Genomic DNA, 26,967 nt, shown 5'->3' with positions numbered 1-26,967 from the left:
TCCGACCTCGTCCGGGAGGCGGAAGACCTTGGGTCTTCCGGCCGATGTTCCAGCATCCGGTATGTCGGACGATGGTCTCATGACCTCCAAGCCCTCCAGGATGACCATCGCGACCGGCCTGCTCGCAACCGCGACGATCGTCCTCGCCGGGTGCGCGATCGGGACCGGGATCGCGGACGCGCCGGCGACCGGTGCGCCGAACCGACCCACGCACCACGCTCCGTCCGCCCCGGTCACCGTGACGGCGAGCGAGACCATCGGCGGCGTGCTCGTCACGTCCCGCGACGGGCTCATCGACAGCGCGCCGATCTCCGAGCTCGAGGACACTCCCGCGATCACGGGGCTCGACGCGGACCTCCGCCGCGCGCTCGAAGCGGCGACCCGCGCGGCCTCGGCGGACGGCGTCGACGTGCTCGTCAACTCGGGGTGGCGCAGCAAGCACTACCAGCAGGCGCTCCTCGACCAGGGCATCGAGCAGTACGGGTCCCTCGAAGCGGCGCGACGGTGGGTGAACACGCCGGAGAAGTCCTCGCACGTCCGCGGGCAGGCCGTCGACGTCGGGCCGACCGACGCGATGAGCTGGATGGACCAGCACGGCTCGCGGTTCGGGCTCTGCCGGACGTACGCCAACGAGATGTGGCACTTCGAACTGGCCACCACTCCCGGCGGCGACTGCCCCGCGACGCTGCCCGACGGGTCAGCGGGATGACCGCCCTCCAGCACGCGACGACGGAACTGACCGTCCACGACGATGCCATCCGTGCGAACACCGCGTACTTCACCGCGCTCACGGGTGGGCGGGTGATGGCGGTGCTCAAGGCCGACGGGTTCGGCCACGGGGACGTCGCCCGCGCGGTGCTCGCCGCAGGGGCGCGGTCCATCGGTGTGACGTCCATCGACGAGGCCCTGCGGCTCCGGGCGGCCGGCGTGCACGCACCCGTGCTGAGCTGGCTGAACCCCGTCGACGCGGACTTCGAGTCGGCGATCGCTGCGGACATCGACCTCGCGGTGTCGAGCCCTGCGCTGCTGCACGCGATCGGACGCGCGGCGCTGCGCGTCCGGCAGCGCGCCCGCGTGCACCTGCACGTCGACGTCGGCATGGCGCGGGACGGCGCACCTGCCGACACCTGGGCGTCCCTCTGCGAACTCGCCAGCGGATCACAGCGAGCCGGAGCTGTCCGGGTGGTCGGTCTGATGGGGCACATGTCCTCGGCCGACCGGCCGGAGCACGAGCAGAACCGGCGAGAGCGCCTGGTCTTCGCGAACGCGGTCCGGACAGCACGTCGCCGCGGGCTTGCCCCGTCCGTGCGGCACCTCGCCGCGACGGCAGCCACGATCACCGGGGTCGGGGCCGGGTACGACCTGCACCGGATCGGCGCGGGACTGTTCGGCATCGACCCGTCACACACCTCCACGGCACTCCGCCCGGCACTGTCGCTGACGACGACCGTCATCGCCAGCCGCCCGCTCGCCGCCGGAACCGGCATCGGGTACGGGCTCGACCACGTCGCCGATCGGCGCACCAACCTCGCGCTCCTGCCCCTGGGCTACGGGGACGGACTGCCGCGGGCGGCCTCGGAACGGGCGTCGGTGCTCGTCCGCGGCCGCCGACGTCCACTCGTGGGGCGCTTCTCGATGGACTCGGTCGTGGTCGACACGGGCGGCGACGTGCTCTGCCCCGGGGAGCAGGCGATCGTCTTCGGGCCGGGCGACGCCGGCGAACCGACGGTGACGGAGTGGGCGGCGTGGGCCGACACGATCGAGCACGAGATCGTGACGCGGATCGGCAGTCGGGTGTCCCGGGTCCTCCGGACGAACACGAACACGGAAGAGGCAGCCAGTGTCTGAACGACGCTTGCGTGCAGCGGTCATCGGCGGCGGCGCGAACGACGAACACGACGTCTCCGTCGCGTCGGCCGCCGCGATCACCCGCGCGCTCCGACGCCTCGGGCACGAGGTGTCCGCGCTCACGATCGACCGCTCGGGCGGCTGGCGGTCCACGGACGGTCCGGCGCTGTCCCCACCCGACGCGGTCACGGTCCTCACTGCCGCGGACGTCGTCTTCCCGACGCTGCACGGTGTCGACGGCGAGGACGGTGCCGTGGCCGGGCTCCTCCGGATGCTCGGCACGCCGTTCGTCGGCTCACCCGTCCGTGCCGGTGCGCTCGGCATGGACAAGTGGGTCACGAAGCTCCTCGCCGAGGCCGCCGGCGTCCGGACCGCTCCGGGGACGCTCGTCCGTCCGGACGAACAGCCCGGTGACCAACCGCTGCCCGTCGTGGTCAAGCCGACGACCGGCGGCTCGAGCAACGGCGTCTCCGTCGTCCGGACACCCGGGGAACTCGCTCCGGCACTCGACCGTGCGTTCGCCGCGGGGGACGCGGTGCTCGTCGAGGAGTTCGTGACGGGGAGCGAGGTCGACATCGCCCTCTTCCGCGACCGGGACGGCGTGCTCCGTGCCGGTGCGACGCTCGAGATCGCCGTCGCCGACGGAGCCGTGTTCGACCGCGAGCAGAAGTACGACGGCAGCGCACCCTTCGTCGTCCCGGCGCGGCTCGAACCAGAAGCGCAAGCTGCGGTCGGGCAGGCAGCGCGGAGCCTCTACGAGACGCTCGGGTGTGCGGGGGTCGCCCGGTTCGACTTCTTCGTGACCGCCGCGGGCGTCGTCCTCAACGAGGTGAACACCGCGCCGGGGTTCACCGAGCAGTCGCAGGTCCCGCGGATGTTCGCCGCGGTCGGCCTCGGGTACGACGAACTCGTCGCTGCGCTGCTCGATGCGGCGATCACCGGGAGCGCGGACCGTGCGATGATCCAGTGGTGACGGAGCGGTGGGTGATCTTCAGACCCCTCGCCACGCGGTCGATCGTCGTCGACGTGGCATGGGCCGTCGTCGCGGCACTCGTCTTCGTCGCTCCGGTGGACGTCGAGCTCGAACACGCCAGCTTCTCCGCGGTCCTCCTCGCCGCGGCCGCGATCGCGCTCCGTCGACTCACACCGTCCGGCGCGATGGTCACGACCGTCCTGCTCGGGTTCGTCCAGGTCACCGGTTACGAACGACCGTCTCTCGTCGACATCGCACTCTTCGTCGTGGTCGGGACGTCGGCCATCGTCGGCACGAAGGCCGAGGTGGTGCTCTCCGGCGTGCTGGCACTGGTCGCCGGGATCGGAGCGACGGTCTACCTGGCGTACACCGGGTACCGGTTCGCCCTGATCATCAGCGGCCCGCCGGACCAGGCGCTCCTCGCCGCGGCCGCCCCGGTCACGGCACTGCTCGCGGTGTGGGCCGGCGGCCTGGCCGTGCGCTCGTGGACCTCGCGGAACCGCGAGTCCGAGCGCCGCGTCGAGGCCGAGGCGGTCGCGACCCGCGCCGTCGACGAGGCAGAGTCGGAGCGCATCCGCGGAGCCATCGCCCGCGACGTCCACGACGTCGTCGGTCACTCCCTGGCGGTGATCATCGCCCAGGCGGACTCGGTGCCGTTCTTGCAGGACGAGGCCCGCATCCGGGAGGTCAGCGCGACCATCGCGAGCACGGCGCGCAGCTCCCTGGTCGAGGTCCGACAGGTCCTCGGGCACATCGACGGATCCGGGGACCGCGTCGACCCGGCCTCGCTCGAGGAGATCGTGCAGGGCATCCGCGAAGCCGGGGTGCAGGTCGACCACACCGTCCGCGGGACCCCTCGCCCGCTCGGCAAGGACACGGGGACGGCGGCGCGACGCGTCCTCCAGGAGATGCTGACGAACGCCCTGCGCCACGGTGCGCCGGGGCTGCCGGTCGTGGTGCGCGAGACATGGCGCTCGGGCGACCTGGTGCTCGAGGTCGAGAACGTCGTGCGGACGTCGGGCGAGACCACGAGCGGGTCCGGCCGGGGTGTCGACGGCATGCGCGCACGCCTCGCGGCGCTCGACGGCTCCTTCGACGCCGCCGTCGTCGACGACCTGTTCGCAGCCCGCGCCCGCATCCCCCTCGCCCTGGACGACGGAACCCCACGATGACCGAGACGAACACGGACGATGACCGAACGATGACCGAACCCATCCGGATCCTGCTCACCGACGACCAGGCGCTCTTCCGTGCCGGCCTCCGCGTGGTCCTCGACGCACAGGACGACATGACGGTCGTCGGTGAGGCCTCCGACGGCGCGGAGGCGCTCGCACGCATCCCCGAGCTCCGCCCGGACATCATGCTGCTCGACATGCGGATGGCCGGGATGGACGGCCTCGAGACCGTCCGCCGGCTGTTCGACGGCGCGGTGTCGGAGCCGGTCCCCCGCGTCATCGTCCTCACGACGTTCGGCCTCGACCCCGCTGCCGCGACGGCGATCCGGCTCGGTGCGAGCGGGTTCCTGCTCAAGGACGCGACCCCGTCGTTCCTGTTCGCCGCGGTCCGTGCGGTGCACGAGGGCAGTTCGGTGATCGCGCCGAACGACCTCGCCCAGCTCTTCGGCCAGGACGTCGAACGGGCTCCGAGGCCGCAGCCCGCCGAGTTCGGCTCGCTGACCGAGCGGGAGCGGATCGTGTTCGGCTGGGCCGCGCGAGGGCTCTCGAACGCCGAGATCGCGGGCCGTGAGTTCGTCACCGAGTCGACCGTGAAGACCCAGATCAGCAGCGTGCTCGGGAAGCTCGGGCTGCGCGACCGCGTGCAGCTCGTGGTGTACGCGAACGACCACGGGCTCGCCGGGGCCCGCCCATGACCGTCAGCCGGTGAGCGCTTCCGCCTCGTCGAGGACGGACCGGAGTGCGTCGGGGTCGTGCGCGAACCGGCCGAGGAACAGCCCACCGATGCGGCCCTGTCCCCGCGTGAGCAGGCCGGGTCCGGCGCTGCCGCCGTAGATCGCGACGCTGCCAGCCAGTTCCGGCCGCGCCTGGAGGTACGCCTCGATGCCCGCGAGGACCCCCACGATGTGGTCGTCCGGCGCGGGCTCGGGAGCGCCGATGGCCCAGACCGGCTCGTAGGCCACGATCACGGGACCGGCGGCGTCCGGCAGGACGGCCCGGTCGAGCTGCCCGGTCACGTCTTCGATCGCGCTCTGACGGGAGGCTCGGGTCGCCTCCCCGACGCAGACCAGCGGCCGCAGGTGGTTGCGGTACGCCGCCGCGACCTTCCGCGCGACGGTTGCGTCGTCCTCGTGGAACAGGGACCGTCGTTCGGCGTGACCGATCTCGACGATCTCGACCCCGATCTCGGCCAGCTCGGCACCGGAGACCTCACCGGTGAACGGCCCCGCGTCCTCCTCCGCCACGTCCTGGGCAGCGAGCAGCACCCCTGATCCGATCAGCGCTGCGCGCACCGGGACGAGCGACGGGAAGGTCGGGGCCACGAACAGCTCGACCGCACCGCTCGTCACCGCCGGGTGGTGACGAGCGATGTCGGCGACGGCCTCGGCCCACGCGATCGTCTGCGCGTGGCCGAAGTAGGTCTTGAGCGAGACGCCGATCGTGGTCACGGCGCGACCGCGTCGACGATGAGCGCGAACGACACCGCCCCGGGGTCCGGCGTGCCGACGGCGTGCTCGGCGTGCGTCCGTGCGCGGCCCATCTTCGGCAGCAGTGCGGCGGTGCCGTCAGCGGCCTCCCGAGCGGCATCGGACGCGGCCCGCCAGGCCCCGGCGAGCGGGTCGCCCGCCGCGATGCGTTCGGTGAGCACGTCGTCGAAGGGCACGATGGCGTCGACCATGGTCTTGTCCCCGACGACCGCGCCGAAGGCCAGGACCGCGTCGACCGCGGCGTGCACCGCGCTCTGGACGGTGGCGGGCTCCGGACGTTCCTCGTCCCCGATGACGCGACCCATGGCCTCCAGGCCGGCGCCCCAGATCGCACCGGACGTGCCACCGGCCTTGTCGGACCAGGCGTCCGCGGCGATCGCGAGCGTGGTGCCGGCTCCGGCACCCCGTGCGACGGCGTCGGCTGCCGCAGCGTCGGCGGCCGCCGATCCACGCTGCATGCCGATGCCGTGGTCGCCGTCACCGGCGACGGCGTCGATGTGCCCGAGCTCGTCGGCGTGCTCGTCGAGGACCTGACGGACCGCGGTGAGGGCGGTCGCGATCCTGGCGGCGAACGACCGCGAGTCCTCGGACGCCGGGCCGACCGGTGCGGCGACGTCCGCGGCGAGGACGTCCTCGGGCAGACGCTCCTGGTGCACGGCACCGCCCTTCCGGTACGCCGGGGTGTCGGCGGGCGCTGCCCAGAGTTCCTCGAGCTCCTCGTCCAGCCAGAACAGCGTCAGGGAGACCCCGGCCATGTCGAACGACGTGACGAGCTCGCCGACCTCCGGTTCGACGATCACGGCGCCCGCGTCCTCGAGCAGCCGCTGGACCGTCGCGTAGACGACGAACAGCTCCTCGTACTTCACCGACCCGAGCCCGTTCAGGATCGGCACGACCCTGGCACCGTCGACCTCGACACCGTCGGGCAGCTCGCCGAGGAGCTTCTCGACGAGCAGCGACGCGAGGCCGGACGCGGACGGGACGTCCGTCTCGTCGATGCCCCGCTCCCCGTGGATCCCCATCCCGATCGCCATGCGACCCTCGGGGACCGTGAAGAGCGGTTCGTCGGCCCCGGGCAGGGAACACCCGGAGAACGCGACCCCGAACGAGCGCGTGCGGTCGTTGGCACGGTTCGCGATGGCGGTGACCTCGTCGAGGGAGTCGCCGCGTTCCGCCGCCGCACCGGCGACCTTGAACACGCAGAGGTCGCCGGCGATGCCGCGACGCTTCTCCACCTCGGACGCCGGTGCCGACGTGACGTCGTCCGTCACGCGGACGGTCCTGACCTCGATGCCCTCGTCGTTCAGGGCGCGGGTGGCGGCGTCGAAGTTGAGGACGTCGCCGGCGTAGTTGCCGTAGGAGAGCAGGACCCCGCCGCCGTGCTCACTCGCGCGGGCGACCGCCGCCACCTGCTGCGCGGACGGACTGGCGAACAGGTTCCCCATCGCCGCCCCGGCTGCCAGGCCGTGTCCGACCAGGCCGCCGAACGCGGGGTAGTGGCCGGAGCCGCCGCCGATCACCACGGCGACGGTGCCGTCGGGGCTGGCGGTGGCACGGGCGACACCGCCGTGCACCCGTCGGACCCAGGCCTGGTTCGCGGCGACGAACCCGTCGGCCGCCTCGTCGGCGAAGTCCGCCGGGTCGTTGAACAGTCGGGTCATCGTCCTGCCTCCGCATCGGTCGTGCGCACGTGGCTCGTGTCGAGGAGGTCGTCGGCACGCGACCCCCGGAAGAACTTGGTACAGAAGATCATCACCGCGGCCACGAACGCCAGCACGCCGAGCGAGACGATGCCGAACGCCCCGCTGTCCGTGGGGATCACCTCGTTGATCGCGGTGCGCATGATCGGTGCGACGAACCCGCCGAGGTTGCCGAGCGAGTTGATCAGGCCGATGCCCGCGGCCGCGGCCGCACCCGTCAGGAACGCGGTCGGGTACGCCCACGTGATCGGTCCGACGGCCAGGAAGCTCGCGACCGCCAGCGTGATGAACACGATGCCGAGGATCGGCTGGCCGTTCGCGCCCGCCCACGCCGACCCGAGGATCGAGAGCCCGGTGGTGATGTAGAACATCGTGCCCCAGCGACGGCGACGGCCGACGGTGTCCGCGCGGGAACCGACGAGGTAGCAGGCGACGAGCCCGACGAGCCACGGGATCGCGGAGACGAGCCCGACCTGCCAGCCCACCTCTTGCCCGAGGAGCGACGAGACCTGCTGCGGCAGGTAGAACGTCGTCCCGTAGACGGCGACCTGCAGGCAGAAGTAGATGATCGTGAAGTACCAGACGCGGCCGCTCGCCATCGCCCGCCAGATGCCCTGCGGACCGTCCTCGCTCCGCGCGGAGTCCTCGCGGGCCATCGCCGCGGTCAGCGAGTCCTTCTCCCCCGGCTCCAGCCACTTCGCCTTCTGCGGACTGTTCGTCAGGAACACCAGCGCCGCGATCCCGGCGAGCACCGCGAGGATGCCCTCACCCGCGAACATCACCTGCCAGCCGTGGAACGGGGTGGCCTTGTCGCCGAAGCTGAGGAGCCCGCCGGAGAGCGGTGCACCGATCATCTGCGAGAACGGCTGCGCCAGGTAGAAGATCGCGAACATCCGCACGCGGACCTTGTTCGGGAACCACTCGGACAGGTACATGATCACGCCGGGGAACAGGCCCGCCTCGGTCACGCCGAGGATGAACCGCAGCACGATGAACATCGTGTCGTTCGTCGTGAAGGCGAACAGTGCGGCGACGATGCCCCACGTGATCGCGATGCGGGCGAGCCAGAACCGCGCACCGAACCGCTTGAGGAGCAGGTTCGACGGGATCTCGAAGATCGCGTAGCCGATGAAGAAGATGCCGGCACCGAGTGCGAAGGCCGCGTCGGAGATCCCGCGGTCGACGCTGAGGGCCTCCTCGGCGAAGCCGACGTTGGTGCGGTCGAGGAAGGCGACGAAGTACAGGATGACGAGCATCGGCATGAGGTGCTTCGTCGCCTTGCCGATGGCGGACTTCAGGCCGGGGTCGTTGGTCGACCCGAGCGCGGGGGCGTTGGGGAGGGACACGGTTCGCTCCTTCGCGAGCACGGTGCAGTTCGGTGGGTCCGGAGATCCGGACGGGAGGCACGGATCGCGTCGCCGGGTCGGCGCACGTTCCGCGGGCGGTGGGCCCTAGTGCATGTAGAGGCCGCCGTCGACGTTGAGCGTCTGGCCCGTGACGAACCCGGCGTCGTCGCTGATCAGGTAGGCGATCGCGGCGGCGATGTCCCGCGGGGTGCCGATGCGTGGGAGCACCCCGTCGGCGGCCATCGCGGTCTTCCGCTCCTCGGTGAGCGTGCCGCCCATGATGTCGGTGTCGATCGGCCCGGGGGCGATCGCGTTGACGGTCACGCCCTTCGGCCCGAGTTCGCGGGCGAGCCCACGCGTGAGGCCGATCACACCGGCCTTGGCGACGGTGTAGGGCGTCTTGCTGAACGTGCCGCCGCCGCGCTGCGCCGACACCGAGGACAGGTTCACGATCCGTCCGTAGCCGTTCCGGACCATCGACTCGGCGGCCCGGAGGCTGGCGAAGTGCACCCCGTCGAGGTTGATCGAGAGGACCCGGTGCCACTCGCCCTCCGGCAGGTCGAGGTACTCGTGCGCCGAGGAGACCCCGGCCAGGTTCACGAGGGCCACGATCGGGTCGAGCTCGGCCTCGATGGTGTCGAAGGCCGCTCGGACGGCGGACTCGTCGGCGACGTTCGCGCCGGCGCCGACCGCGCGGACGCCGTGCTGCTCGCGGATCTCGGCTGCGACCGCCTGCGAGGCGTCGTCGTCGAGGTCGATGATCCCGATGTCCCAGCCGGCCTCGGCGAGGTGGTGGGCGGTGGCGCGGCCGATGCCGCGCGGGGAGGCTGCGCCCGTGAGGACGACGGTCTTGCGCTGGTTGCTCATGGTCGTTCCCTCCTGGTCAGTGGATCGGTGCCGGGCCGAGCTCGTCGAGGAGCTTCTGCATCGCGACGTAGGCGCGGTTGCGGTAGGCGACGAGCTCGGGCGTGCGGTCGGCGGGGACGTCGAGGTACCCGGAGCCGGACTTCGTGCCGAGCTCGCCGGCGTCGACGTGCTGCTGCAGCGAGGACGGGGTGGCGAACCGCTCGGGCCAGCGGGTCTGCAGCGACTCGAAGCAGAACGCGTAGACGTCGAGTCCGGCCATGTCCGCGATCGCGAACGGGCCGAAGAACGGCAGGCGGAACCCGAAGGTCGTCCGGACGATCGTGTCGATGTCGTCGGGCGTCGCGATGCCCTCGTCGACGATCTTCGTCGCCTCCTCGAACAGGGCGTACTGCAGGCGGTTCAGCACGAACCCGGTCGCGTCCTTCACCCGCGCCGACTGCTTGCCGGTGGCGGCGACGACGGCCTCGGCGACCTCGACCGCGTGGTCGTTCGTCGTGGGGTGCGGGATGAGCTCGACGCCCGGGATGAACGGGGCCGGGTTGGAGAAGTGCACGCCGAGGAAGCGCTCCGGGCCGGTGACGGCTTCCGCGAGCGACTGGATCAGGATCGTCGACGTGTTCGAGCCGATGATCGCGTCCGGGCGGGCGGCCGCGCTGATCCGGCGGAGGGTGTCGTGCTTGATCTCGAGCTTCTCGGGGACCGCTTCCTCGATGAAGTCGGCCGTGGCGACCGCTTCCTCGATGGACTCGGCGGCGCTGAGGTGCGCGTCGACGCGGGACACGGCGTCCGCAGGGAACAGACCGTCCGCGACGAACTGCTCCGTCTCGGTGATGAGCCGTGCTCGGTTGGATGCGGCGATCTCCGCGGAGATGTCGGCGATGCGGACGGTGTGGCCGGCGAGGGCGAGGACCTGGGCGATCCCGCCGCCCATGTAGCCGGATCCGACGACGGCGATGTCGAGGGTGCTCATCGAGTTGCTCCTTCGGTGGTCGTCCCGGCGGTCGCGGCGGTCTCGCCGAGCTTCGTGGTCGCGAGGACGGATCGGATGTACTGCTGGTTCGTGGCGCAGACGCCGAGGCTGTCCCCGCCGTACTGCTCGGTCATGAGGATGCCGCGGAAGCCGTTCGCCACGGCGTCGCGGAGGACCTGCCGGTAGTTGATGAGCCCGGTCTCCATGGTGCTCGGGACGGACGTCGCCCAGCTGCCGTCGGCGGCCTCGTCGCGCGTGTAGTTCTTCACGTGCAGGTAGTTCGTGTGCGGCATGGTCTTCGCGAACAGCTCCTTCCAGTCCTCCACCGGACGGTGCAGGCGGATGAGGTTCGCGACGTCGGCGTTCAGGCCGACGTTGTCGAGACCGATCTCCTCGACCAGTCGGACGGCGCTGTCGGCGGTGCCGAGGTAGGTGTCCTCGTAGAGCTCGAGCGCCATCGGCAGCCCGACGGACGCGGCGTGCTCGCCGAGTTCACGGAGGCGGCTGACCGCGGCGTTCCAGACCTCGGGGTCGTCCGGGTCCTTCGGTCCCTGCGCCGTCCAGAACCAGAGCGCACGCTGCTGGGCCTCGTTGAACGGCTGGTGCAGGCCGGTCGAGAACACCTGCATGCCCCACTCGGCCGCCGCGTCGATCGTGCGGTGCGCGTACGCGAGGTTGTCCTCCTCGCGCCCCGGCTGGATGACGCTCTTGCGCTGCAGGTGCACCGACGGGATCCCGATCCCGTGGGACCGGGCGATGTCGAAGAACTCGTCCCGGCGGGAGGCTTCGAGGTCGGCGGGCCGGATGTGGCTGTCGGCGAGTTCGGCGAGCGAGAAGCCCGCGGCGGCGACCTGGCCGAGGATGTCGTCCCAGACCTCCGGAGCGGCGTCGTGCACGGCGGTGCCGTCGGCGCCGACCGGCGGGAAGCCGTGCAGGCACGCGGCGATCGGCCACGTCTCGGCGGTCCAGGTCGCGGTGTCCCAGTCCTGCTGGACCCAGTCCTGTGCGTGGTTCACGGAATGCTCCCTTGCATGTCGCGGTTCGGCGATGAACCTCTTTCCTATAGGAAAGATACATGCTCTGGGGCAGAGCGCAACCACCTCGACCAAACCCCCCGTACGGGGGCTCCGAAGGAGTCCGGGCTCGGAGGATCAGGACGCCCGTGCCGCTGACCCGAACCTCGGCACGGGCGTCCGTGCCCTCAGGACGCGCACGCGGGACCGGTCAGCCCGCGTGCGATGCGTCGGCGCGGGACCGCAGCCGGACCGCATCGATGTGCACCCGCATCGCGGCCACGGCGGACGCCGGGTCCTCGGCGAGCGCGTCCAGGATCGCGCGGTGCTCGTGTACGGCACGGTCGGTGTCGTCGCCACCGCCCTCGACGATCTGGCGCATCCGGTGCACGCGGGTCGTGATGATCTCCGACATCTCGAGGAGGAACGGGTTCCTGGCGGCGTCGAAGACCAGCTGGTGGAACTGCCAGTCGCTCCGGAAGAACCGGGCCATCAGCTCCTCGGACGCGCCACCGACGCCCACCGCCGCGATCTCCTCGGCGACGGCAGCCTGGTCCGCGAGCGCCGCACTCAGCCGCTCGCGCAGTGCGGCGACGTCACCGCGGGCCGCGAGCTCCACGGCACCGCTCTCGACGATGAGCCGGGCGTCGAAGAGTGCCTCGAGCTGGTCGCCGGCGAGCGGGGGTGCGACGCGGTAGCCCTTGTTCGCCTCGCGCACCACGAGTCCGGTCCGTTCGAGCTGCACGAGGGCTTCGCGCACCGGGGTCGGTGAGACGCCGAGCGTCCGGGCGAGGCCGTCGATCGACAGGCGCATGCCGGGTTCGACGTCGTGGCCCATCAGGACGTCGAGCACCCGGTCGTAGACGCGGTCACGGAGGCCGCGCTGCGTGATGGGTTGCGCGTGGAAGCCGGGCACCGTGGTCGTCACACCCTCGATCCTAGAGAATCCACGAACGCTGACCCTCGCAGGCGCTAGCCGAGGCGAGCGGCCAGGAACGCGACCATCTCGCGCACGAGCAGGGCGCGCGAGGAAGCGCGGCGGTACTCGTGCCCCTCGCCCTCGAGCTCCAGGTACGCCACGTCGTGGGAGCGCTCGCGCAGGGCGGCGACGACCTGGTGCGCCTCACCGATGGGGACGTTGGTGTCGAGTTCGCCGTGCACGACGAGCAACGGCGCGGTGACGTCGTCAACGGCCCGCATCGGCGAGAGCGACGCCAGCAGGTCGGCGTCGTCGACGGGGTGCCCGTACTTCGTCGCGGCGGCCGACGCGATCCACGGCTCGGTGTCGCGGTAGAACGTCGCGAAGTCGCTCATCCCGCACACCGCGACCCCGGCGGCGAACACGTCGGGCGTGAACGCCAGCGATGCCAGCGTTGCGTAGCCGCCGTAGGAGCGGCCCTCGACCGCGACCCGTTCACGGTCCGCGTACCCGTTCGCCACGAGCCACCGTGCGCAGTCCACGACGTCGGCGAGCGCGTTCCACCGCAGGCCGAGGTCGTCGGCGTGCACGAACTCGGTGCCGTAGCCGGAGGACCCGCGGATGTTCGGCGCGAACACGGTGATCCCGGCCGCGGCGAGTGCCTGGTGCTGGGGCGAGAACGTCGGCCGTTCCTGCGACTCGGGCCCACCGTGCAGGTGGATCATCGCCGCGCCGGGCTCGGACGCCCGGTACAGCCATCCGGTCAGCTCGACCCCGTCGCGGGCCGCGAAGCGCTCGAGCGTCGGCTCGACGAGCGCCACGGACGGCAGCGCCGGGACGTCGGTCACGCGGCTCCACGTCAGCTCGTTCGTGTCGAGACGCCAGAGCTCCCGAGGCCGGGTCGGTCCCTCGACCGTGAGGATGACGCTCCGGCCGTCGCGGCTGAGCACGGGGTCGGTGACGACGTACCCGGGGAGGCCGGGCACGGGGGTCCGGGAGGCGGAGTGCGTGTTGATGAGGTCGAGCTCGCTCCGGCCGTCGACGTTCCAGCCGAGGAGCAGCGTCCGCCCGGCGTCGTCGGCGTCGAGGAACTCGAGTTCGGCGTCCGCGCGGCCCATGATCAGCCGGGGCTCGCCGCGCCATCCGTGCGGGCCGACCGGCTGGGCGATGAGCTGCCGACGCGGTGCGCCCGCTTCGGTCGCGACGTAGGCCACGAGTGGGCTCGTCTCGCTCGCGGGGGACGGCCGGAGGAACGCGATCTCCGCGGACCCGGACTGCGGGTCGGTGAGCAGCGGGTGGCTCTCGTCGGTGAGACGGTCCACGACCACGACGAACTCGTGCCCGCGCTGGCCGTCGCGGAGCACCACGAGACGCTCCTCCACCGACAGGTCGAGGATGTGGATGAGCTCGCCGACGGCCAGGTCGTCGCGGTCGCCGGACACCGGGTCGACGAGGTACGAGCGTGCGGGCTGGTCGGCCTCGGTGGATGGCAGCGTGATCACGACGCGGTGGCCGCTGCGGCTCCAGGGGCCGAGTTCGGCGTGCTGGTACCGGGACCCGGCGATCTGCGCGGCGTCGGTGCCGTCCGGCCGGACGACCCAGACCTGCTGCTTGACGCCGCCGTCGGTCGCGATCGCGACGGCCAGCCACTCGCCGTCGGAGGACCACGTGACCCGGATGACCGGATCATCGGAGAGCGAGATCCGCACCGGTTCGGGCAACGGACCGTCGACGACGACGTCCTGCACGAACACCTCGGGGGTACCGTGCCGGTCGCTGACGAACGCCACCCGGCGCGCGTTCCGCGTCATGGTCGGGCCCCACGATCCCCAGGCGGCGGTGAGCCGCTCGCCCAGGTCGACCGCGGCCGTGGTGGCGACCGTCTGCTCGGCAGCACCCGACGGGTCGACGCGAGCCGGGCCTCCCGGCCGGACCGGAGCGGCCCCGCTCACCGCACCCCCTGCTGCTGCAGCCACATCTCGATGAGGCCCAGCTGCCAGAGCGCGTTCGCGCCGATCTCGGTCCGTGTGCTGTTCGGGTCCTGGAGCATCCGCTCGACCGTACCCGGGTCGAACAGCCCGCGTTCCCGGGCAGCCGGCGCCATGAGCGCGTCGCGGACGCGTTCGAGGTACGGGCCCTCGAGCTGGCGGATCGCCGGCACCGGGAAGTAACCCTTGGTGCGGTCTATGACCGCGTCCGGCACGATCCCGCGTGCTGCGCGCTTCATCACGCCCTTGCCACCGTCCGCGAGCTTCAGCGCCGGCGGGATGGTCCCGGCGAGCTCGACGAACTCGTGGTCGAGGAACGGGACGCGCGCTTCGAGCCCCCAGGCCATCGTCATGTTGTCGACCCGTTTCACCGGGTCGTCCACGAGCATGATCGTCGTGTCGCTCCGGAGCGCTGCGTCGACGCTCGTCGATGCTCCTGGGCGGGCGAACTCGCGGTCCACGAAGGCCGACGGGGTGTCGTCGTCGCTCCGCCACCGCTCCCCGAGCATCGGCTGCAGCGACGACCACCTGCGGTCCATGAAGACGGATCGGTACGCCTCTGCGGCCTGGTCGCGCGGCACGTCCGCGAGCGGTGGGTACCAGTCGTACCCACCGAGCACCTCGTCGGCGCCCTGCCCGGACTGCACCACCTTGACGTGCTGGGAGACCTCTTGCGAGAGCAGGTAGAACGCGACGCAGTCGTGGCTGACCATCGGTTCGCTCATCGCGGCGACGGCACCGTCGATGCCGTCGAGCAGCCGCGACGACGGGATCCGGATCCGGTGGTGGTCGGTGCCGAAGTGCCGTGCGACCAGGTCGGAGTACTCGAACTCGTCCCCGGACTCGCCGCCCGCCGACTCGAAGCCGATGCTGAAGGTGGCGAGGTCCTGCTGGCCGGCCTCGGCGAGCAGGGCGACCACGAGGGAGGAGTCGATGCCGCCGGAGAGCAGCACCCCGACGGGAACATCGGCCACCATGCGCCGCTCGACCGCGGTGCGGAGCGAGTCGATGAAGGCCTGCTGCCAGTCCTCGTCGGTCCAGTCGGCCCTCGCCGGGTCGCGCTCGAAACGGGGTTCCCAGTAGGTGGTGTCGGTGGACGAGCCGTCCGGTTCGACGACCCGGACGGTCGCGGGCGGGAGCTTGCCGACGCCGGAGAGGATGGTGCGGGGCGCCGGGACGATCGAGTGGAAGCTCATGTAGGACGCGAAGGCGACCGGGTCGACTGACGTGTCGACGCTGCCCCCGGGGCCGTTGCCCGCCAGGATCGCCGGCAGCGAGCTCGCGAACCGGAGCCCACCGGGGACTTCCGCCACGTAGAGCGGCTTGATGCCGAGCCGGTCGCGGGCCAGCACGAGCCGTCCGCTCGCGTGCTCCCAGATCGCGATCGCGAACATCCCGATGAGGTGCTCGACGAACGCGGTGCCCCACTCGGCGTACGCGGCGACGATCACCTCGGTGTCGGAGGTCGAGTCGAACCGGTGGCCCTTGCCGTGCAGCTCGTCGCGGAGCTGCCGGTAGTTGTAGACCATGCCGTTGTACGCGATGGTCAGCCCGAGCCGGGTGACCACCATCGGCTGCGCGCCGGCGGTGGAGAGGTCGACGATGGACAGTCGGCGGTGCCCGAGCGCGACCGGCCCACGCGCCCACAGCCCGTCACCGTCCGGCCCCCGGTGCACGAGGCACCCGGTCATCCTGGCGACGGCACCGACGTCCGGGGACGTCCCGTCGAACCGGATCTCGCCCGCGAGTCCACACATCAGCGGTCCTCTCCCTTGCCGATGATCCAGGTGTCCTTGGCCCCGCCACCCCGTGAGGAGTTCACGACCATGCTGCCCTCCGGTGCCACGCGGGTGAGCGCGACGTCGGCGAGGTGCGTGTCGTCCGGCCCGGTGCCGGTGACGTAGACGAACGCCCGCAGGTCCACGTGCCGGGGATCGAGGCCGGCCGGACCGATCGTCGGGTGCGAGGAGAGCTGGACGACTTCCTGCCCGACCCAGCCGGCCGGGTTCGCCGCGATCTCACGGCGGCGTTCGGCGACCTCCGGAGCACTCGCGCTCGGGCCGATCAGGACGTCACGACCTCCTTCGCCGTCGACCGGTTTCGTCACGAGCTCGCCGACACGGTCGAGCACCGAGAGCCGTTCGCCCTCGATGCTGGTGCGGTACGTGGGGACCGACTCGAGCAGCGGCTTCTCGTCGAGGTAGTACCAGATCAGGTCCGGCACGTTGACGTACATCGCCTTGTCGTCGACGAGCGCGTTGCCGGGCGCGTTGGCCAGGTACACGCGCCCCGCCTCGGCGGCGTCGAGGATCCGTGCGCCGAGGTCCGGGGTGCGGTCGTTGGTCAGGGCGCTCGCGTCGCGGTCGACGCGCAGGTAGAGCGCGTCCACGACGTCGCCGGTGGACACCTCGATCACGCGTCCGTCACGGACGTCCAGGTCCGACTCGGTCAGGAGGCGCAGCCCGGCCCCGTCGGCGATCCTGCGGTGCTCGTACCAGGCGCCGGCGGCGGGGCCGTCGCTGACCAGTGCCACCACCGGGTCGGCCTGGCCGGTGACCGCGGTCGCGTTGGTGCGGAGGGTGTCGCGGACGCGGGTGAGGACGGAGTGCGGGTCGCGCAGGCCCGCCGGACGCGGGGCGTCCGGGACCACGTCGTCCATGAGTTCACGGAGCGCCACCCCGAACGCGACGCCGGACGGTGAGCGCACGTTGTCCTCGAGCACCCGCCAGCCACCGAACTCGTTCCGGACCAGGTCGAACCCCATCACCGGCGCCCGGACCGCGTCCTTCGGCAGCCGGGACGCGTCCGGGTCCCAGCCGTTCGCACCGACGAAGTCGCGCTCGTCCATCGCGCCGTCCGCGACGATCCGCCGCTCGCCGTACGCGTCACGGAGGAACAGCTCGATCGCGCGGGCACGCTGCCCCAGCCCGGCTTCGAGCTGGGACCACTCGTACGCGCTGATCGTGCGCGGGACCAGGTCGCAGCCGAACTCCTGCGTCGCACCGGCGACGACGAAGCCCACCTCGTGCTCCCGGGTCCAGGCGTCACGCGCGGTGCAGTGCTCGATCGTCGTCTCGGGGTCCCACCCGCGGAAGAAGGCCGCGAGGTCGCGGAACGCCGGCCGGGGACGAGCACCCGGTCCGACGGCTTCGTCACCGGCACGGACCCGGTACGACGGAATCGCGATCACCGGGTGGTCGTCCCGCCCGGACGGGGTTCCCGCCGTGTCCTCGACCACGAGTGCCACGACGTCGTCGAGCTCACCGCGCTCGGCGTACGCGGTGCGCTGCCGGTCGGTGGAGTTGCCGCGGGCGAGGGTGTCCTCGAGCAGGTCGCTCACCGTCCCCCAGTCGCCCAGTTCCTCGAGCTCGGGGCGGAGGCGCGACACGAGCTGGCGCACGGCGATCTCCGCCGGGAGCCGTTCCGGGTGCTGTCCGAGGCCGAGGAGGTCACCGCTCAGCCCGCTCCGCGCCGCCTGCCACATCGCCGCGCGGTGCAGGGGCTCGCTGCGGGGGTGCCACTCGGCACCCGATTCGACCGCGATCTCGGCCTTCCGCACCGCGGCGCGGAACAGCCCGGCGATGAGGACCGCGTCGTCGACGACCGGCGTGGCGTCGCAGACCCGCAGTTCGAGCGTCGGCGCGTGCGACGACGGTCGGACGTCGAAGTAGGCCATCTTCTTGTCGGCGATCACACCGGAGGCGATGAGGTCGTCGAGGACCTTGTCGTACTCCGCCGCGCTCTCGACCCGACCGAAGCTGCCGGCGGACGGCCAGCGCTGCCAGATGATGCTGCGGAACGACGCGTACCCGGTGTCCTGGCCGTTCCAGAACGGACTCGACGCGCTCAGTGCCAACAGCACGGGCAGCGTCGACGCGACGCGCTGGGCGATCTGCACCGCGAGGTCGCGGTCGCTCACACCGACGTGCACCTGCAGGCCGCAGATCAGCTGTTCGTCGACGAGCATCCGGTACTGCTCCTGCATGCGGCCGTAGCGGCCACCGGAGGTCAGTTCGAAGTCGGCGTACTCCGACCGCGGCGCCGTGCCCGCCGCGGCGATGGTCACGCCCGCCGGGGCGATCGCCGTCGCGAGTTCGCTGCGGAGGTCCACGATCACACGCCGGAGGTCGTCGAGGGTCGTCACCACCGGGGTGTTCGTCTCGATCGTCGTGCGCTGCAGTTCGGCGCCGAAGCGGTCTGCAGGCAGTTTGGGGAGAAGGCGGGGGGCCTTCGCGGAAAGTCGGCCGGACTCGAGGTCGATGAGGTGCAGCTCTTCCTCGGCGCCGAGCGTCAGCTCTGCACTCATGTGTGGAACCTACCCGCGACACCTGTGGTCCGCGCGGCGGGGTACGCCGCGCTGTGAAGAACCGTGTCGCATCACGTAGAAGTGGAGGAATGACGGCGACCGCGTTCTGCCTCCACGCCCTCGGGTCGAGCTCCGAGGAGTTCGCCACGCTGCGCGCACGCCTCGCCGGCACCCTGGACCTCATCGGCATCGACCTCCCCGGGTTCGGCCGGAGCTCGGCCGCGACGGGCACCACCGTCGAGGAGATGGCCGAACGGGTGGAGCGGGCGATCGGCCGGAGCGGTGCGACCGAGTGGGTGCTCATCGGCCACTCGATGGGCGGCAAGGTCGCGTCGGTCGTCGCATCCCGGACGATCGACGGTTCCAACGGCCTGTTCGGCCTCCGAGCGGTGGTCCTCCTCGCCGCGTCCCCGCTCTCCCCGGAACCGATGGACGAGGAACGACGGAGCTCGATGCTCGGCTGGGCGAAGGACGGCACGATCGGGCCGGACGAGGCGGACACCTTCGTCGCAGCGAACACCGACGCCCAGCTGCCACCCGAACCGCACGCGATGGCCGTGCACGACGTGCAACGCGCCGACCCCCGGGCCTGGACCGACTGGCTCGTCCGCGGCAGCCGCGAGGACTGGTCCGCCGCGTTCGGGCCGAACCCCGTCCCGGCGCTGATCCTGGCCGGAGCCGCCGACGGCGACCTCGGCGAGGACGCGCAGCGGGATCTGAACCTGCCGCACTGGTCCAACGGAACGCTCGACGTCGTGCCCGGTGCCGCACACCTGCTGCCGTGGGAGCGCCCCGACGAGGTCGCCGAGCGGATCCGCGCCTTCTGGGACCGCCGTGTCGACCGTGGACCCGTGGTCCCGGCGGCGACCGCCCGCGTGATCGCGTCGCCCCGCGTCAGCGCTCGGACGCGCGGACTCCTGGCCGTGCGGTCGCTCCCGGACGACCCGGACGCGGCACCCCTGGCGCTCACCGACACCCAGCTGGCGACGCTCCGGGCGGTCGCGCGGGTCGTCGTGCCGCAGCCGGGCAGTCGCCCCGTGGACGTCGCCCTCCGCGTGGACGCCCAGCTCGCTGCCGGACTCGGCGACGGCTGGCGGCCGGACGGACTGCCGGCGGACGTCGACGCCTACCGGGCCGGTCTCGACGCCCTCGAACCGGAGGCAGCGCAGGGCGACGACCACCTCGCCACCGTGCTCGACGCCGTCACCGCGGGCCGACACACCCCCTCCAGCGGCCCGTTCGACGCCGAGCAGCTCCGCGTCTGGGCCGAGGACGCCAGCGTCGACCTCGTCAAGCAGTGGGTCGCGCACCCCGCGACGATGTCGGAGATCGACTACGACGGCTTCGCCAACGGCGGCGACGGCGTCCGCAAGCAGGGCTTCCAGCTCCTCGGAGCGGGACAGCGCGAAGCATGGGAACCGGCGGGAGCCACACGATGAGACTCGAACACCAGCGCCGGTACGCCGAGGACGAGGTCGTCGACGTGGTCGTCGTCGGCACCGGAGCCGGCGGGGCACCCCTGCTCGCATCGCTCGCCCGGAAGGGCCTGCGGGTCGTCGCGCTCGAAGCCGGGCCGAACACCGAGCCCGGCGACCACACCCCCGACGAGGTCGCCGCACCCGGCGACATCAACTGGATGGACGAGCGGATCAGCGGCGGCGCCGCACCGACGGCGTTCGGTCCGAACAACAGCGGCACCGGCGTCGGTGGCTCCACCCTGCACTGGGGAGCGTTCACGCCGCGGCCGAACGAGCACGACATCCGGCTCCGCACCGACTCCGGGCAGGGCGAGGACTGGCCGATCGACCACGCCGAGCTCGTCCGGTACATCGAACAGGCCGAGCACGACGTCGGCGTCGCAGGCCCTGCGCACTACCCGTGGGACCCGGCCCGCCGCTACCGGATGGGACCGCCGCCCCGGAACGCGTCCTCGGACATGATGATCCGCGGCGCGGCCGAGGTCGGCATCACCGCGACCGACGCACCCGTGGGGCTCACCACCGAGGACCGGATGCAGGAGCACCACGGCCTCCGCCAGGCCTGCGTGTCCTGCGGCTCCTGCCACCAGGGGTGCCGCAACGGCGCGAAGGTGTCGATGGACACCACCTACCTGCCCGCCGCCGTCGCGTTCGGCGCCGAGATCCGCGCCGAGGCGTTCGTGCACGGCATCGAACTCGACGTCCGCGGCGAGGTCGAGGCCGTCGTCTACCGCCAGGACGGGCGAGACCACCGGCAGCGCACCCGCGCACTCGTCCTCGCGGCCGGTGGCATCGAGACCCCGCGCCTGCTCCTGCACACCGGGCTGGCGAACAGCAGCGACCAGGTCGGACGGAACTTCACCGCGCACGGGGGGACCCAGGTCTGGGCGACGTTCGATGCGTCGATGCGGTCCTACCGCGGGTACCCGTCGTCGATCATCACCGAGGACTTCGTCCGTCCCGCCGACGCCGACTTCGCGGGCGGCTACCTCATCCAGAGCCTCGGTGTGCAGCCCCTCACCCTCGCCACATCGCTGGTCCGCGGGGGCGGGCTCCGAGGCGCTGCCCTGGTCAGGGCGATCCGGGACTACCCGTCGATGGCGGGCGTCGGCATGAACGCGGAGTGCCTGCCGTACGACGACAACCGGCTCGTGCTCAGCGACGAACTCGACGGCAACGGCGTACCGAAGGCGCGGGTGTCCTTCTCCCCCGGCGCGAACGAGGAAGCCATCACACGGCATGCGATCCGGACGATGACCGCGATCGTCGAAGCTGCCGGCGGCCGTGACGTGCGGGTCCTCGACCGGACCGCGCACACCGTCGGTACGGCGCGGATGGGCGCGGACGCGGCGTGCTCGGTCGTGGACGCCGCCGGGCGGTCGTGGGACGTGCCGAACCTGTGGATCGTGGACAACTCGGTGTTCCCGAGCTCCCTCATCGCGAACCCGGCGCTGACGATCATGGCGCTCTCGCTCCGCACCGCCGACCGCCTGCTGCGGGACGACGCCGCGGCCGACCGCGACGAGGCGCTCCTCACGGCCTCCTGAGCAAGAGCAGCGCGGCGAGCGTCGCGCCGTCGGTGACCTCCCCGGCCGAGACTGCGGCGTCGACCTCTGAGGGTTCGAGCTCGACGGTGGTCCAGTCTTCGCCCGGCTCGAGTGCGGTCTCGCGGCGCTCGGTGACCGTCCCGACGAACACCCGTGTCCGGACGTCCGAGACCCCGGGTTCGGCCACGAAGGTGCCGACCTCGGTGAGTTCACCGCAGACAGCGCCGGTCTCCTCGAGGAGTTCACGGGCGGCGGCGGCCGCCGCGGAGTCGTCGCTCGGCTCGATCCCACCCGACGGCAACTCGTAGCGCGGCTCGGGACCGGTGGTGTCCCGCACGCCGTGCACGAAGACGATCCGATCGTCGACCATGGCCGCGACGATCACGCTGTCCGACGAGCGGAGCCGGAACCAGCTGCGCTCCGAGGCGTCCACCGTCTCCGTGACGGTGAACCACGGGTTCGCGTGCACGACGGCCGCACTCGAGCCCTCCGGCCGCCACTGGTCGCGGGAGGGGACACCGACGGGCCTGGCAGTCCTGCTGGTCATCCGCAACCGGAGGTCGATCTCGTGGTCGTCGGACGGCGGATCGTTCGCGTCCATGCCGACGAGCCACGTGAGGCCACGGAGTCCGCGGCTGTCCTGCCCGACCAGCGCGAGCGCCCAGACGGCGTCCGAACGAGTCGCGGCCTGGCGCTGCGCCCAGTCCATCGCCTGCAGGACGTCGGCTCCGGTCAGGTCGTACGTCGCGGTGGTGTACGTCTCGCCAGAGGGTTCCTGCACGTAGACGCGGAACCGCGGGTGGTGGTTCTCCCACGTGCTGTCCCGCTCGTCGACCTCGGTGGCGTCCATGCACCGAGCGTACGGGAGCACGGTATCCGGTGACATTCCACATAGGCTGACCGTGTGGGTCGTGACACCGCCGGGTGGCGACCCTGGGGCAAGCGTGAAGCCCACCACCGCAGGAACGGTGATGGGCTTCGGTTGCTCTCCGAGTGGAAAGCCGGGACGGGCAACAGCCGTTCCCGAGTCGTAACGCTCGGGTCCAGTGTAATCGAGCTCCGGCCCGATCGCACGCCCGCCAGGCTCCTGGTCGACCTGGTCCGGAAGGACTGAGACAAGGACGTGCCGCACCGACCTCGATCGGTGCGGCACGTTCCGGGGCGACCGGTCAGCCGCGCGTCCGCGCCAACCGTCGGTTGAGCGCCCCGTTCAGCAGCGCGACGAGCAGCCCCACCGCGAACACCAGCGTCCCGAAGCACAGCACCTGCGGCGGCATCCCGGCCTTCGCGGCGCCGTACACGAAGAGCGGGAAGGTCACCGAGGGCCCGGCGACGAACGAGGTGATCACGTAGTCGTCGATGGACATCGCGAGCGCCAGCAGCCCCGCGGCGAGCATGCCCGGCGCCAAGAGCGGCAGCGTCACGAGCCGGAACGCCTGGAACGGCGTCGCGCCGAGGTCGCCGGCCGCTTCCTCGAGCGCGCGTGAGGTCCCGGCGATCCGCGCCCGCAGCACCACGACGACGTACGCGACGTCGAACGCCACGTGCGTGAGCAGCACCGTGAGGAAGCCGGTCCCCAGCCCGATCGACAGGAAGAACGACAGCGACGCGGAGCCGACGACGATCGACGGTGCGGCGATGTCCGCGAACACGACGGCGTTCACGGCGCCACGGCCGGGGAACTTGTACCGCTCGAGGGCGAGCGCGAGCGGCAGGCCGATCGCGACGGAGACGATGGCGGCGAGGAACGCGATGACGACCGAGGTCACGAACGCCGCGCCGAGCCCCGACACGTTCACGAGGTTGGCGTACCAGTACGTCGTGAACCCGTTCCAGGCGAACGACAACCGGTTCGTCGGGGCGTCGTTGAACGAGTACACGATCATGTAGATGATCGGGACGAGTGTGATCGCGATGACCACCCAGTACACGATCGCGAGCCACGGCCCGCGTCGGTTCACGCCGTGCCGGTGCACGACCGGAGCGGAGACGGGCGACGCGGGGGCGGTGGTGCGGGGTGGTGCGACGGCGGTCATACGAGGTCCTCGAGGTCGTCGGTGCCGGACACACGGGCGTAGATGAACAGGATGATGCCGAGCACCACCATGAGCACGGTGGAGAGCGCGGCGGCGACGTTGTACTGCTGGTTGCCGGAGTACGCGTCCTGGATCGCCTGCCCGATCGTGTACGTGTTCGTGCCGCCGAGGAGCGCCGAGTTCACCGGGTCGCCGACGCAGTCGATGAACACCAGCAGGACACCGGCGAAGATGCCGGAGCGGGACAGCGGCAGCGTGGTGTGCCAGAACGCCCGGACCTTGCCGGCGTAGAGGTCGTTCGCGGCCTCACCGAGGCGCGGGTCGATCCGTTCGAGCGCGGCGTAGATCGGCAGCACCATGAACGCCAGGTCGTTGTACGCGTCCCCGAAGATCACCGCCCCGCCGGTGCCGAGGATGTGGAAGTCCTTGCCGGCGAGCCCGATCCCCTGCAGGAAGGTGACGACGGGCCCCTGCGACGCGAGCACGAACGCCCACATGTCGGTGCGGATGATGAACGACACCAGGAAGCTCACGAAGACGAGCATGAGCAGCGGGTTCTTCCACCGCGGGGACACCCGGAACGCGATGAAGTACGCGACGGGGTAACCGACGATGATGGTCACGACCGTTGCCGCTGCGCCGTACCAGAGGGAGCGGAGCAGGAACGTGAGGTACGGCACCTGCGGGTTCACGAACAGCGAGGAGTAGATCCCCCAGTTCCACGTGAACGTGTAGCCGTCGTCCGGGTTGCCGGACATGAGCGAGACGATCAGCCCGGACAGGAGCGGGATGACGAAGAAGACGCAGAGGTACGCGGTGCCGACCAGCGCGAGCAGGAACGGCGTGCTGCGACGCCGCCCGCGACGAACGGGTGCAGCGGGCGGGGCACCCAGGGCGACGGCGGTCACGACTGCACCACCGCGTTGAAGATGCCGTTCCACTCCGAGTACTCGTCGTAGTTCTTGAACACGCGGAACTCGTGCGACTTCTCCAACACCGAGGAGTCGGGGAACACGAGCGGGCTGTCCGCCACCGTCGCGTCGTCGAGCTGGTCGCGGACGTAGTCCTCGGCGGCGGGGACGGGGCAGACGTAGTTGACCCAGTCCTCGACGATCCCGGCGACCTTCGGCGTGTAGTAGAAGTCCATCCAGGCCAGCGCCGACACCGGGTTCGCCGCCTGCCGGGGGATGAGCATGTTGTCGTGCCAGGTCATCTGCCCCTCCTCCGGGGTGACGAACTCCAGGTCCGGGAACCCCGACTGCTGCGCCTGGAACACGTCGCCCGACCAGGCCTGGGTGATCCAGGTGTCGCCGTTCTCGAGCCGGTTGATGTAGCTCTGGTCGTAGAACCCGGTGACGCTCGGGCGCAGCTCACGGAGCCACTGCTGGGCCTTCCGCCAGTCCGCGGCGGTCGACGTCTCCGGCGCGATCCCGAGCGCCAGGAGCGCCAGTGAGCCGAGCTCGGTGTTGTCGCTCATCAACCCGACGCGGCCCTTGAACGCCGGATCGAGGAGGTCCTTGAACGAGGTGATCTTCCGCCCGGTGTACTTCGGGTTGTACGCCAGACCGGTGAACCCGGTCTGCCACACGACCGAGTGCTTGTTGTCCGGGTCGTAGTTCGGGTCCTTCACCGAGTCGGACGCGTTCGCGGCGAAGTTCGGCAGCCGGCTGTGGTCGAGCTCGCAGACGAACCCGTTCTTGATCATCTCGGTGAGCTCGTACCCGTTGGTCATCACGACGAGGTCGTACCCGGTAGCGCCCTTCGCGCGGAGGATCGGGGAGACGGTGGCGTAGAACGTCGCGTTGTCCTGGATCACCGCCTGGTAGTCCACCGCGATGCCGGTCGCCTCCTTGAAGAGCGCGAGCGACTCGGACTTGCCGTGGTCGGAGTCGATGTACAGCGGCCAGTTCGCGAAGTTGAGCTCCTTCGTCGCCTTCGCGTCCTTCCAGAAGGCGGTCCAGTCCACGGGGGGACCCATCGAGGCGGCGGAGCCCTTGATGCTGCAGCCGGCGAGGAGTGCCGCGACGGCGGCCGCGCCGCCTCCGGCCAGGAACCCCCGCCGGCTGACCCGGGCGGACGTCAGTCCGCGCACCAGGTCGGGTCGGGCGCTCACGCGACCGCACCTGCGGTGGCGGTCTCCACGGCCTGGAGGCCCGGCGCGGCCTGGGTGGTGACGCTCGCGTCGGACGCGTCGGGTGCCTCCAGACCGAATCCGTGGTCGACGCCCCACGTGAGCCAGACCTCGGTGCCGGTCGCGATCCGCGGCCCGCCCTTCGAGTTCTGGGCGAAGACGGAGACCCGGCCGGCGCCGGGGACGTCGACCAGGTACTGCGTGCTGACGCCGGAGAAGGAGACGTCGACGACGCGTCCCGGGCCGAGGATGTTGCGTCCGGCCTCGTGCGAGGGCTCCGCGGTGCGGATCTTGAGCTTCTCGGGGCGCACCCCGACGACCACGCGGCCGGAGGTCGCAACGGCACGCGCGGCCGGCACGGCGATGGTGCCCGCGGCGGTCGCGACGACGATGAGCTCGCCCTCGGTTCCACGGACGTCACCCTCGAGCAGGTTCGACTGGCCGAGGAAGTTCGCGACGAATGCGGTCTTCGGCAGTTCGTAGAGGTCCTGGGGGCTGCCCATCTGCTCGATCCGGCCGCCGTTCATGACGGCGACCGTGTCGGCCATCGTCATCGCCTCTTCCTGGTCGTGGGTGACGTGCAGGAACGTCAGCCCGACCTCGGCCTGGATCGTCTTCAGCTCGAGCTGCATCTGGTGCCGGAGCTTCAGGTCGAGCGCGCCGAGCGGTTCGTCGAGGAGCAGCAGCGCCGGCCGGTTCACGATCGCCCGGGCGAGGGCGACGCGTTGCTGCATGCCGCCGGAGAGCTGGGCAGGCCGCTTGGAGGCCGAGGCCTCGAGCTCGACGAGGCGGAGCGCCTCGTGGGCCTTCGTCATCGGGTCCGGGATCCGCCGGCGCTTCAGCCCGAACGCGACGTTGTCGAGCACGCTCATGTGCGGGAACAGCGCGTAGTTCTGGAACACCGTGTTCACGGGCCGCTGGTACGGCTTCGTCTCGGTGACGTCCTTCCCGCCGATCGTGATCGTGCCGCTCGTCGGTTCCTCGAGTCCCGCGACGAGCCGCAGGGTCGTGGTCTTGCCGCAGCCGGACGGTCCGAGCAGGGCGAAGAACGATCCAGCGGGGACCGTGAGGTCGAGGGCGTCCACCGCCGTGTGCCCCGGGAAGGCCTTCGTGATCTGTTCGAGCCGCAGGTCGGCTCCCGATTCGGCGAACGTGCCGGTCATTGCCATGGTGCCTCCAGGGA

At 71.3% G+C, this 26,967-nt stretch carries 22 protein-coding genes; 7 read left to right on the top strand and 15 right to left on the bottom strand.

Translation table 11 applies throughout. From position 1 onward, the window contains the following. Positions 1-79 precede the first annotated feature (79 nt). From EDF55_RS11450 to EDF55_RS11430, 5 genes are read left to right on the top strand one after another with little or no spacing between them, the layout of a single operon-like run. Positions 80-709 (top strand): M15 family metallopeptidase, encoded by a 630-nt coding sequence (locus EDF55_RS11450; protein WP_123655079.1) that lies wholly within the window; start codon positions 80-82, stop codon positions 707-709. After that, positions 706-1,848 carry an alanine racemase gene (alr, locus tag EDF55_RS11445; protein ID WP_123655078.1) on the top strand — a complete coding sequence of 381 codons (1,143 nt, stop codon included), beginning with the start codon at positions 706-708 and terminating at the stop codon, positions 1,846-1,848. The genes EDF55_RS11450 and alr overlap by 4 nt, the downstream gene beginning before the upstream one ends. After that, positions 1,841-2,821, top strand: coding sequence for a D-alanine--D-alanine ligase (locus EDF55_RS11440; protein WP_123655077.1), 981 nt, complete (start codon positions 1,841-1,843; stop codon positions 2,819-2,821). Before alr ends, EDF55_RS11440 begins: the two co-directional genes overlap by 8 nt. Before the next feature lie 11 nt (positions 2,822-2,832). Then, entirely contained in the window at positions 2,833-3,993 is a 1,161-nt protein-coding gene (locus EDF55_RS11435; protein WP_123655076.1) for a sensor histidine kinase, read from the top strand. A 29-nt stretch (positions 3,994-4,022) separates the two neighbouring features. Next, entirely contained in the window at positions 4,023-4,691 is a 669-nt protein-coding gene (locus EDF55_RS11430) for a response regulator transcription factor (RefSeq protein WP_123655075.1), read from the top strand. Between the two features lie 3 nt (positions 4,692-4,694). Here EDF55_RS11430 and EDF55_RS11425 read toward each other — a convergent pair whose 3' ends face one another. The 10 genes from EDF55_RS11425 to EDF55_RS11380 form a co-directional block, all read right to left on the bottom strand. After that, a complete protein-coding gene (locus EDF55_RS11425) occupies positions 4,695-5,444 on the bottom strand; it encodes a triose-phosphate isomerase family protein (protein ID WP_123655074.1) in 750 nt (249 codons plus the stop codon). Beyond that, positions 5,441-7,144: a dihydroxyacetone kinase family protein gene (locus EDF55_RS11420; RefSeq protein WP_123655073.1), complete on the bottom strand. Its 1,704-nt coding sequence runs from the start codon at positions 7,142-7,144 to the stop codon at positions 5,441-5,443. Before EDF55_RS11420 ends, EDF55_RS11425 begins: the two co-directional genes overlap by 4 nt. Beyond that, the gene (locus tag EDF55_RS11415) at positions 7,141-8,529 is read right to left on the bottom strand and encodes an MFS transporter (protein ID WP_123655072.1); all 1,389 of its coding nucleotides are present in this window, start codon (positions 8,527-8,529) and stop codon (positions 7,141-7,143) included. Before EDF55_RS11415 ends, EDF55_RS11420 begins: the two co-directional genes overlap by 4 nt. A 105-nt stretch (positions 8,530-8,634) precedes the next feature. Beyond that, positions 8,635-9,396, bottom strand: coding sequence for an SDR family NAD(P)-dependent oxidoreductase (locus EDF55_RS11410; protein WP_123655071.1), 762 nt, complete (start codon positions 9,394-9,396; stop codon positions 8,635-8,637). A 16-nt stretch (positions 9,397-9,412) separates the two neighbouring features. After that, positions 9,413-10,366: a 3-hydroxyacyl-CoA dehydrogenase family protein gene (locus tag EDF55_RS11405; protein WP_123655070.1), complete on the bottom strand. Its 954-nt coding sequence runs from the start codon at positions 10,364-10,366 to the stop codon at positions 9,413-9,415. Next, positions 10,363-11,382, bottom strand: a complete 1,020-nt coding sequence (locus EDF55_RS11400; RefSeq protein WP_123655069.1) for a sugar phosphate isomerase/epimerase — start codon at positions 11,380-11,382, stop codon at positions 10,363-10,365. The genes EDF55_RS11405 and EDF55_RS11400 overlap by 4 nt, the downstream gene beginning before the upstream one ends. Positions 11,383-11,590: 208 nt before the next feature. Next, a complete protein-coding gene (locus EDF55_RS11395) occupies positions 11,591-12,307 on the bottom strand; it encodes a GntR family transcriptional regulator (RefSeq protein ID WP_123655068.1) in 717 nt (238 codons plus the stop codon). 44 nt (positions 12,308-12,351) lie between these two features. Further along, entirely contained in the window at positions 12,352-14,250 is a 1,899-nt protein-coding gene (locus EDF55_RS11390) for a prolyl oligopeptidase family serine peptidase (RefSeq protein ID WP_260235893.1), read from the bottom strand. Next, the gene (locus EDF55_RS11385; RefSeq protein ID WP_123655067.1) at positions 14,247-16,043 is read right to left on the bottom strand and encodes an N-acetylglutaminylglutamine amidotransferase; all 1,797 of its coding nucleotides are present in this window, start codon (positions 16,041-16,043) and stop codon (positions 14,247-14,249) included. The genes EDF55_RS11390 and EDF55_RS11385 overlap by 4 nt, the downstream gene beginning before the upstream one ends. Further along, complete coding sequence (locus EDF55_RS11380) at positions 16,043-18,592, bottom strand: carboxylate--amine ligase/circularly permuted type 2 ATP-grasp protein (RefSeq protein ID WP_123655066.1); 2,550 nt, start codon at positions 18,590-18,592, stop codon at positions 16,043-16,045. Before EDF55_RS11380 ends, EDF55_RS11385 begins: the two co-directional genes overlap by 1 nt. Positions 18,593-18,681: 89 nt before the next feature. On the opposite strand from EDF55_RS11380, the gene EDF55_RS11375 reads away from it, so the two are divergent. After that, the gene (locus EDF55_RS11375) at positions 18,682-20,031 is read left to right on the top strand and encodes an alpha/beta hydrolase (protein ID WP_123655065.1); all 1,350 of its coding nucleotides are present in this window, start codon (positions 18,682-18,684) and stop codon (positions 20,029-20,031) included. Continuing rightward, positions 20,028-21,617 carry a GMC family oxidoreductase gene (locus EDF55_RS11370; protein ID WP_221180748.1) on the top strand — a complete coding sequence of 530 codons (1,590 nt, stop codon included), beginning with the start codon at positions 20,028-20,030 and terminating at the stop codon, positions 21,615-21,617. Before EDF55_RS11375 ends, EDF55_RS11370 begins: the two co-directional genes overlap by 4 nt. Here the strand turns inward: EDF55_RS11370 and EDF55_RS11365 are convergent. The 5 genes from EDF55_RS11365 to EDF55_RS11345 form a co-directional block, all read right to left on the bottom strand. Next, complete coding sequence (locus tag EDF55_RS11365; RefSeq protein ID WP_221180747.1) at positions 21,604-22,467, bottom strand: NUDIX hydrolase; 864 nt, start codon at positions 22,465-22,467, stop codon at positions 21,604-21,606. The two genes, EDF55_RS11370 and EDF55_RS11365, sit on opposite strands and share 14 nt — an antisense overlap. Before the next feature lie 319 nt (positions 22,468-22,786). Then, entirely contained in the window at positions 22,787-23,653 is an 867-nt protein-coding gene (locus EDF55_RS11360) for an ABC transporter permease (protein ID WP_123655064.1), read from the bottom strand. Next, positions 23,650-24,561 carry an ABC transporter permease gene (locus tag EDF55_RS11355; RefSeq protein ID WP_123655063.1) on the bottom strand — a complete coding sequence of 304 codons (912 nt, stop codon included), beginning with the start codon at positions 24,559-24,561 and terminating at the stop codon, positions 23,650-23,652. The genes EDF55_RS11360 and EDF55_RS11355 overlap by 4 nt, the downstream gene beginning before the upstream one ends. After that, positions 24,558-25,766: a PotD/PotF family extracellular solute-binding protein gene (locus EDF55_RS11350; protein WP_123655062.1), complete on the bottom strand. Its 1,209-nt coding sequence runs from the start codon at positions 25,764-25,766 to the stop codon at positions 24,558-24,560. Before EDF55_RS11350 ends, EDF55_RS11355 begins: the two co-directional genes overlap by 4 nt. Continuing rightward, positions 25,763-26,953, bottom strand: coding sequence for an ABC transporter ATP-binding protein (locus EDF55_RS11345; RefSeq protein ID WP_123655061.1), 1,191 nt, complete (start codon positions 26,951-26,953; stop codon positions 25,763-25,765). The genes EDF55_RS11350 and EDF55_RS11345 overlap by 4 nt, the downstream gene beginning before the upstream one ends. Between the last annotated feature and the right edge of the window lie 14 nt (positions 26,954-26,967).

This window comes from Curtobacterium sp. ZW137 (assembly GCF_003762905.1).
Taxonomy (GTDB): domain Bacteria; phylum Actinomycetota; class Actinomycetes; order Actinomycetales; family Microbacteriaceae; genus Curtobacterium.
The sequence above is the reverse complement of the archived record's forward strand: the minus strand, read 5'-3'. Positions and strand labels throughout refer to the sequence as shown.

Bases quoted from the DNA above. Each gene is read 5' to 3' on its own strand.
- EDF55_RS11370 (WP_221180748.1), top strand. From the start codon at position 20,028: ATGAGACTCGAACACCAGCGCCGGTACGCCGAGGACGAGGTCGTCGAC.
- alr (WP_123655078.1), top strand. From the start codon at position 706: ATGACCGCCCTCCAGCACGCGACGACGGAACTGACCGTCCACGACGAT.
- EDF55_RS11420 (WP_123655073.1), bottom strand. From the start codon at position 7,144: ATGACCCGACTGTTCAACGACCCGGCGGACTTCGCCGACGAGGCGGCC.
- EDF55_RS11360 (WP_123655064.1), bottom strand. From the start codon at position 23,653: ATGACCGCCGTCGCACCACCCCGCACCACCGCCCCCGCGTCGCCCGTC.
- EDF55_RS11385 (WP_123655067.1), bottom strand. From the start codon at position 16,043: ATGTGTGGACTCGCGGGCGAGATCCGGTTCGACGGGACGTCCCCGGAC.
- EDF55_RS11450 (WP_123655079.1), top strand. From the start codon at position 80: ATGACCTCCAAGCCCTCCAGGATGACCATCGCGACCGGCCTGCTCGCA.
- EDF55_RS11345 (WP_123655061.1), bottom strand. From the start codon at position 26,953: ATGGCAATGACCGGCACGTTCGCCGAATCGGGAGCCGACCTGCGGCTC.
- EDF55_RS11375 (WP_123655065.1), top strand. From the start codon at position 18,682: ATGACGGCGACCGCGTTCTGCCTCCACGCCCTCGGGTCGAGCTCCGAG.
- EDF55_RS11405 (WP_123655070.1), bottom strand. From the start codon at position 10,366: ATGAGCACCCTCGACATCGCCGTCGTCGGATCCGGCTACATGGGCGGC.
- EDF55_RS11430 (WP_123655075.1), top strand. From the start codon at position 4,023: ATGACCGAACCCATCCGGATCCTGCTCACCGACGACCAGGCGCTCTTC.
- EDF55_RS11410 (WP_123655071.1), bottom strand. From the start codon at position 9,396: ATGAGCAACCAGCGCAAGACCGTCGTCCTCACGGGCGCAGCCTCCCCG.
- EDF55_RS11365 (WP_221180747.1), bottom strand. From the start codon at position 22,467: ATGGACGCCACCGAGGTCGACGAGCGGGACAGCACGTGGGAGAACCAC.
- EDF55_RS11380 (WP_123655066.1), bottom strand. From the start codon at position 18,592: ATGAGTGCAGAGCTGACGCTCGGCGCCGAGGAAGAGCTGCACCTCATC.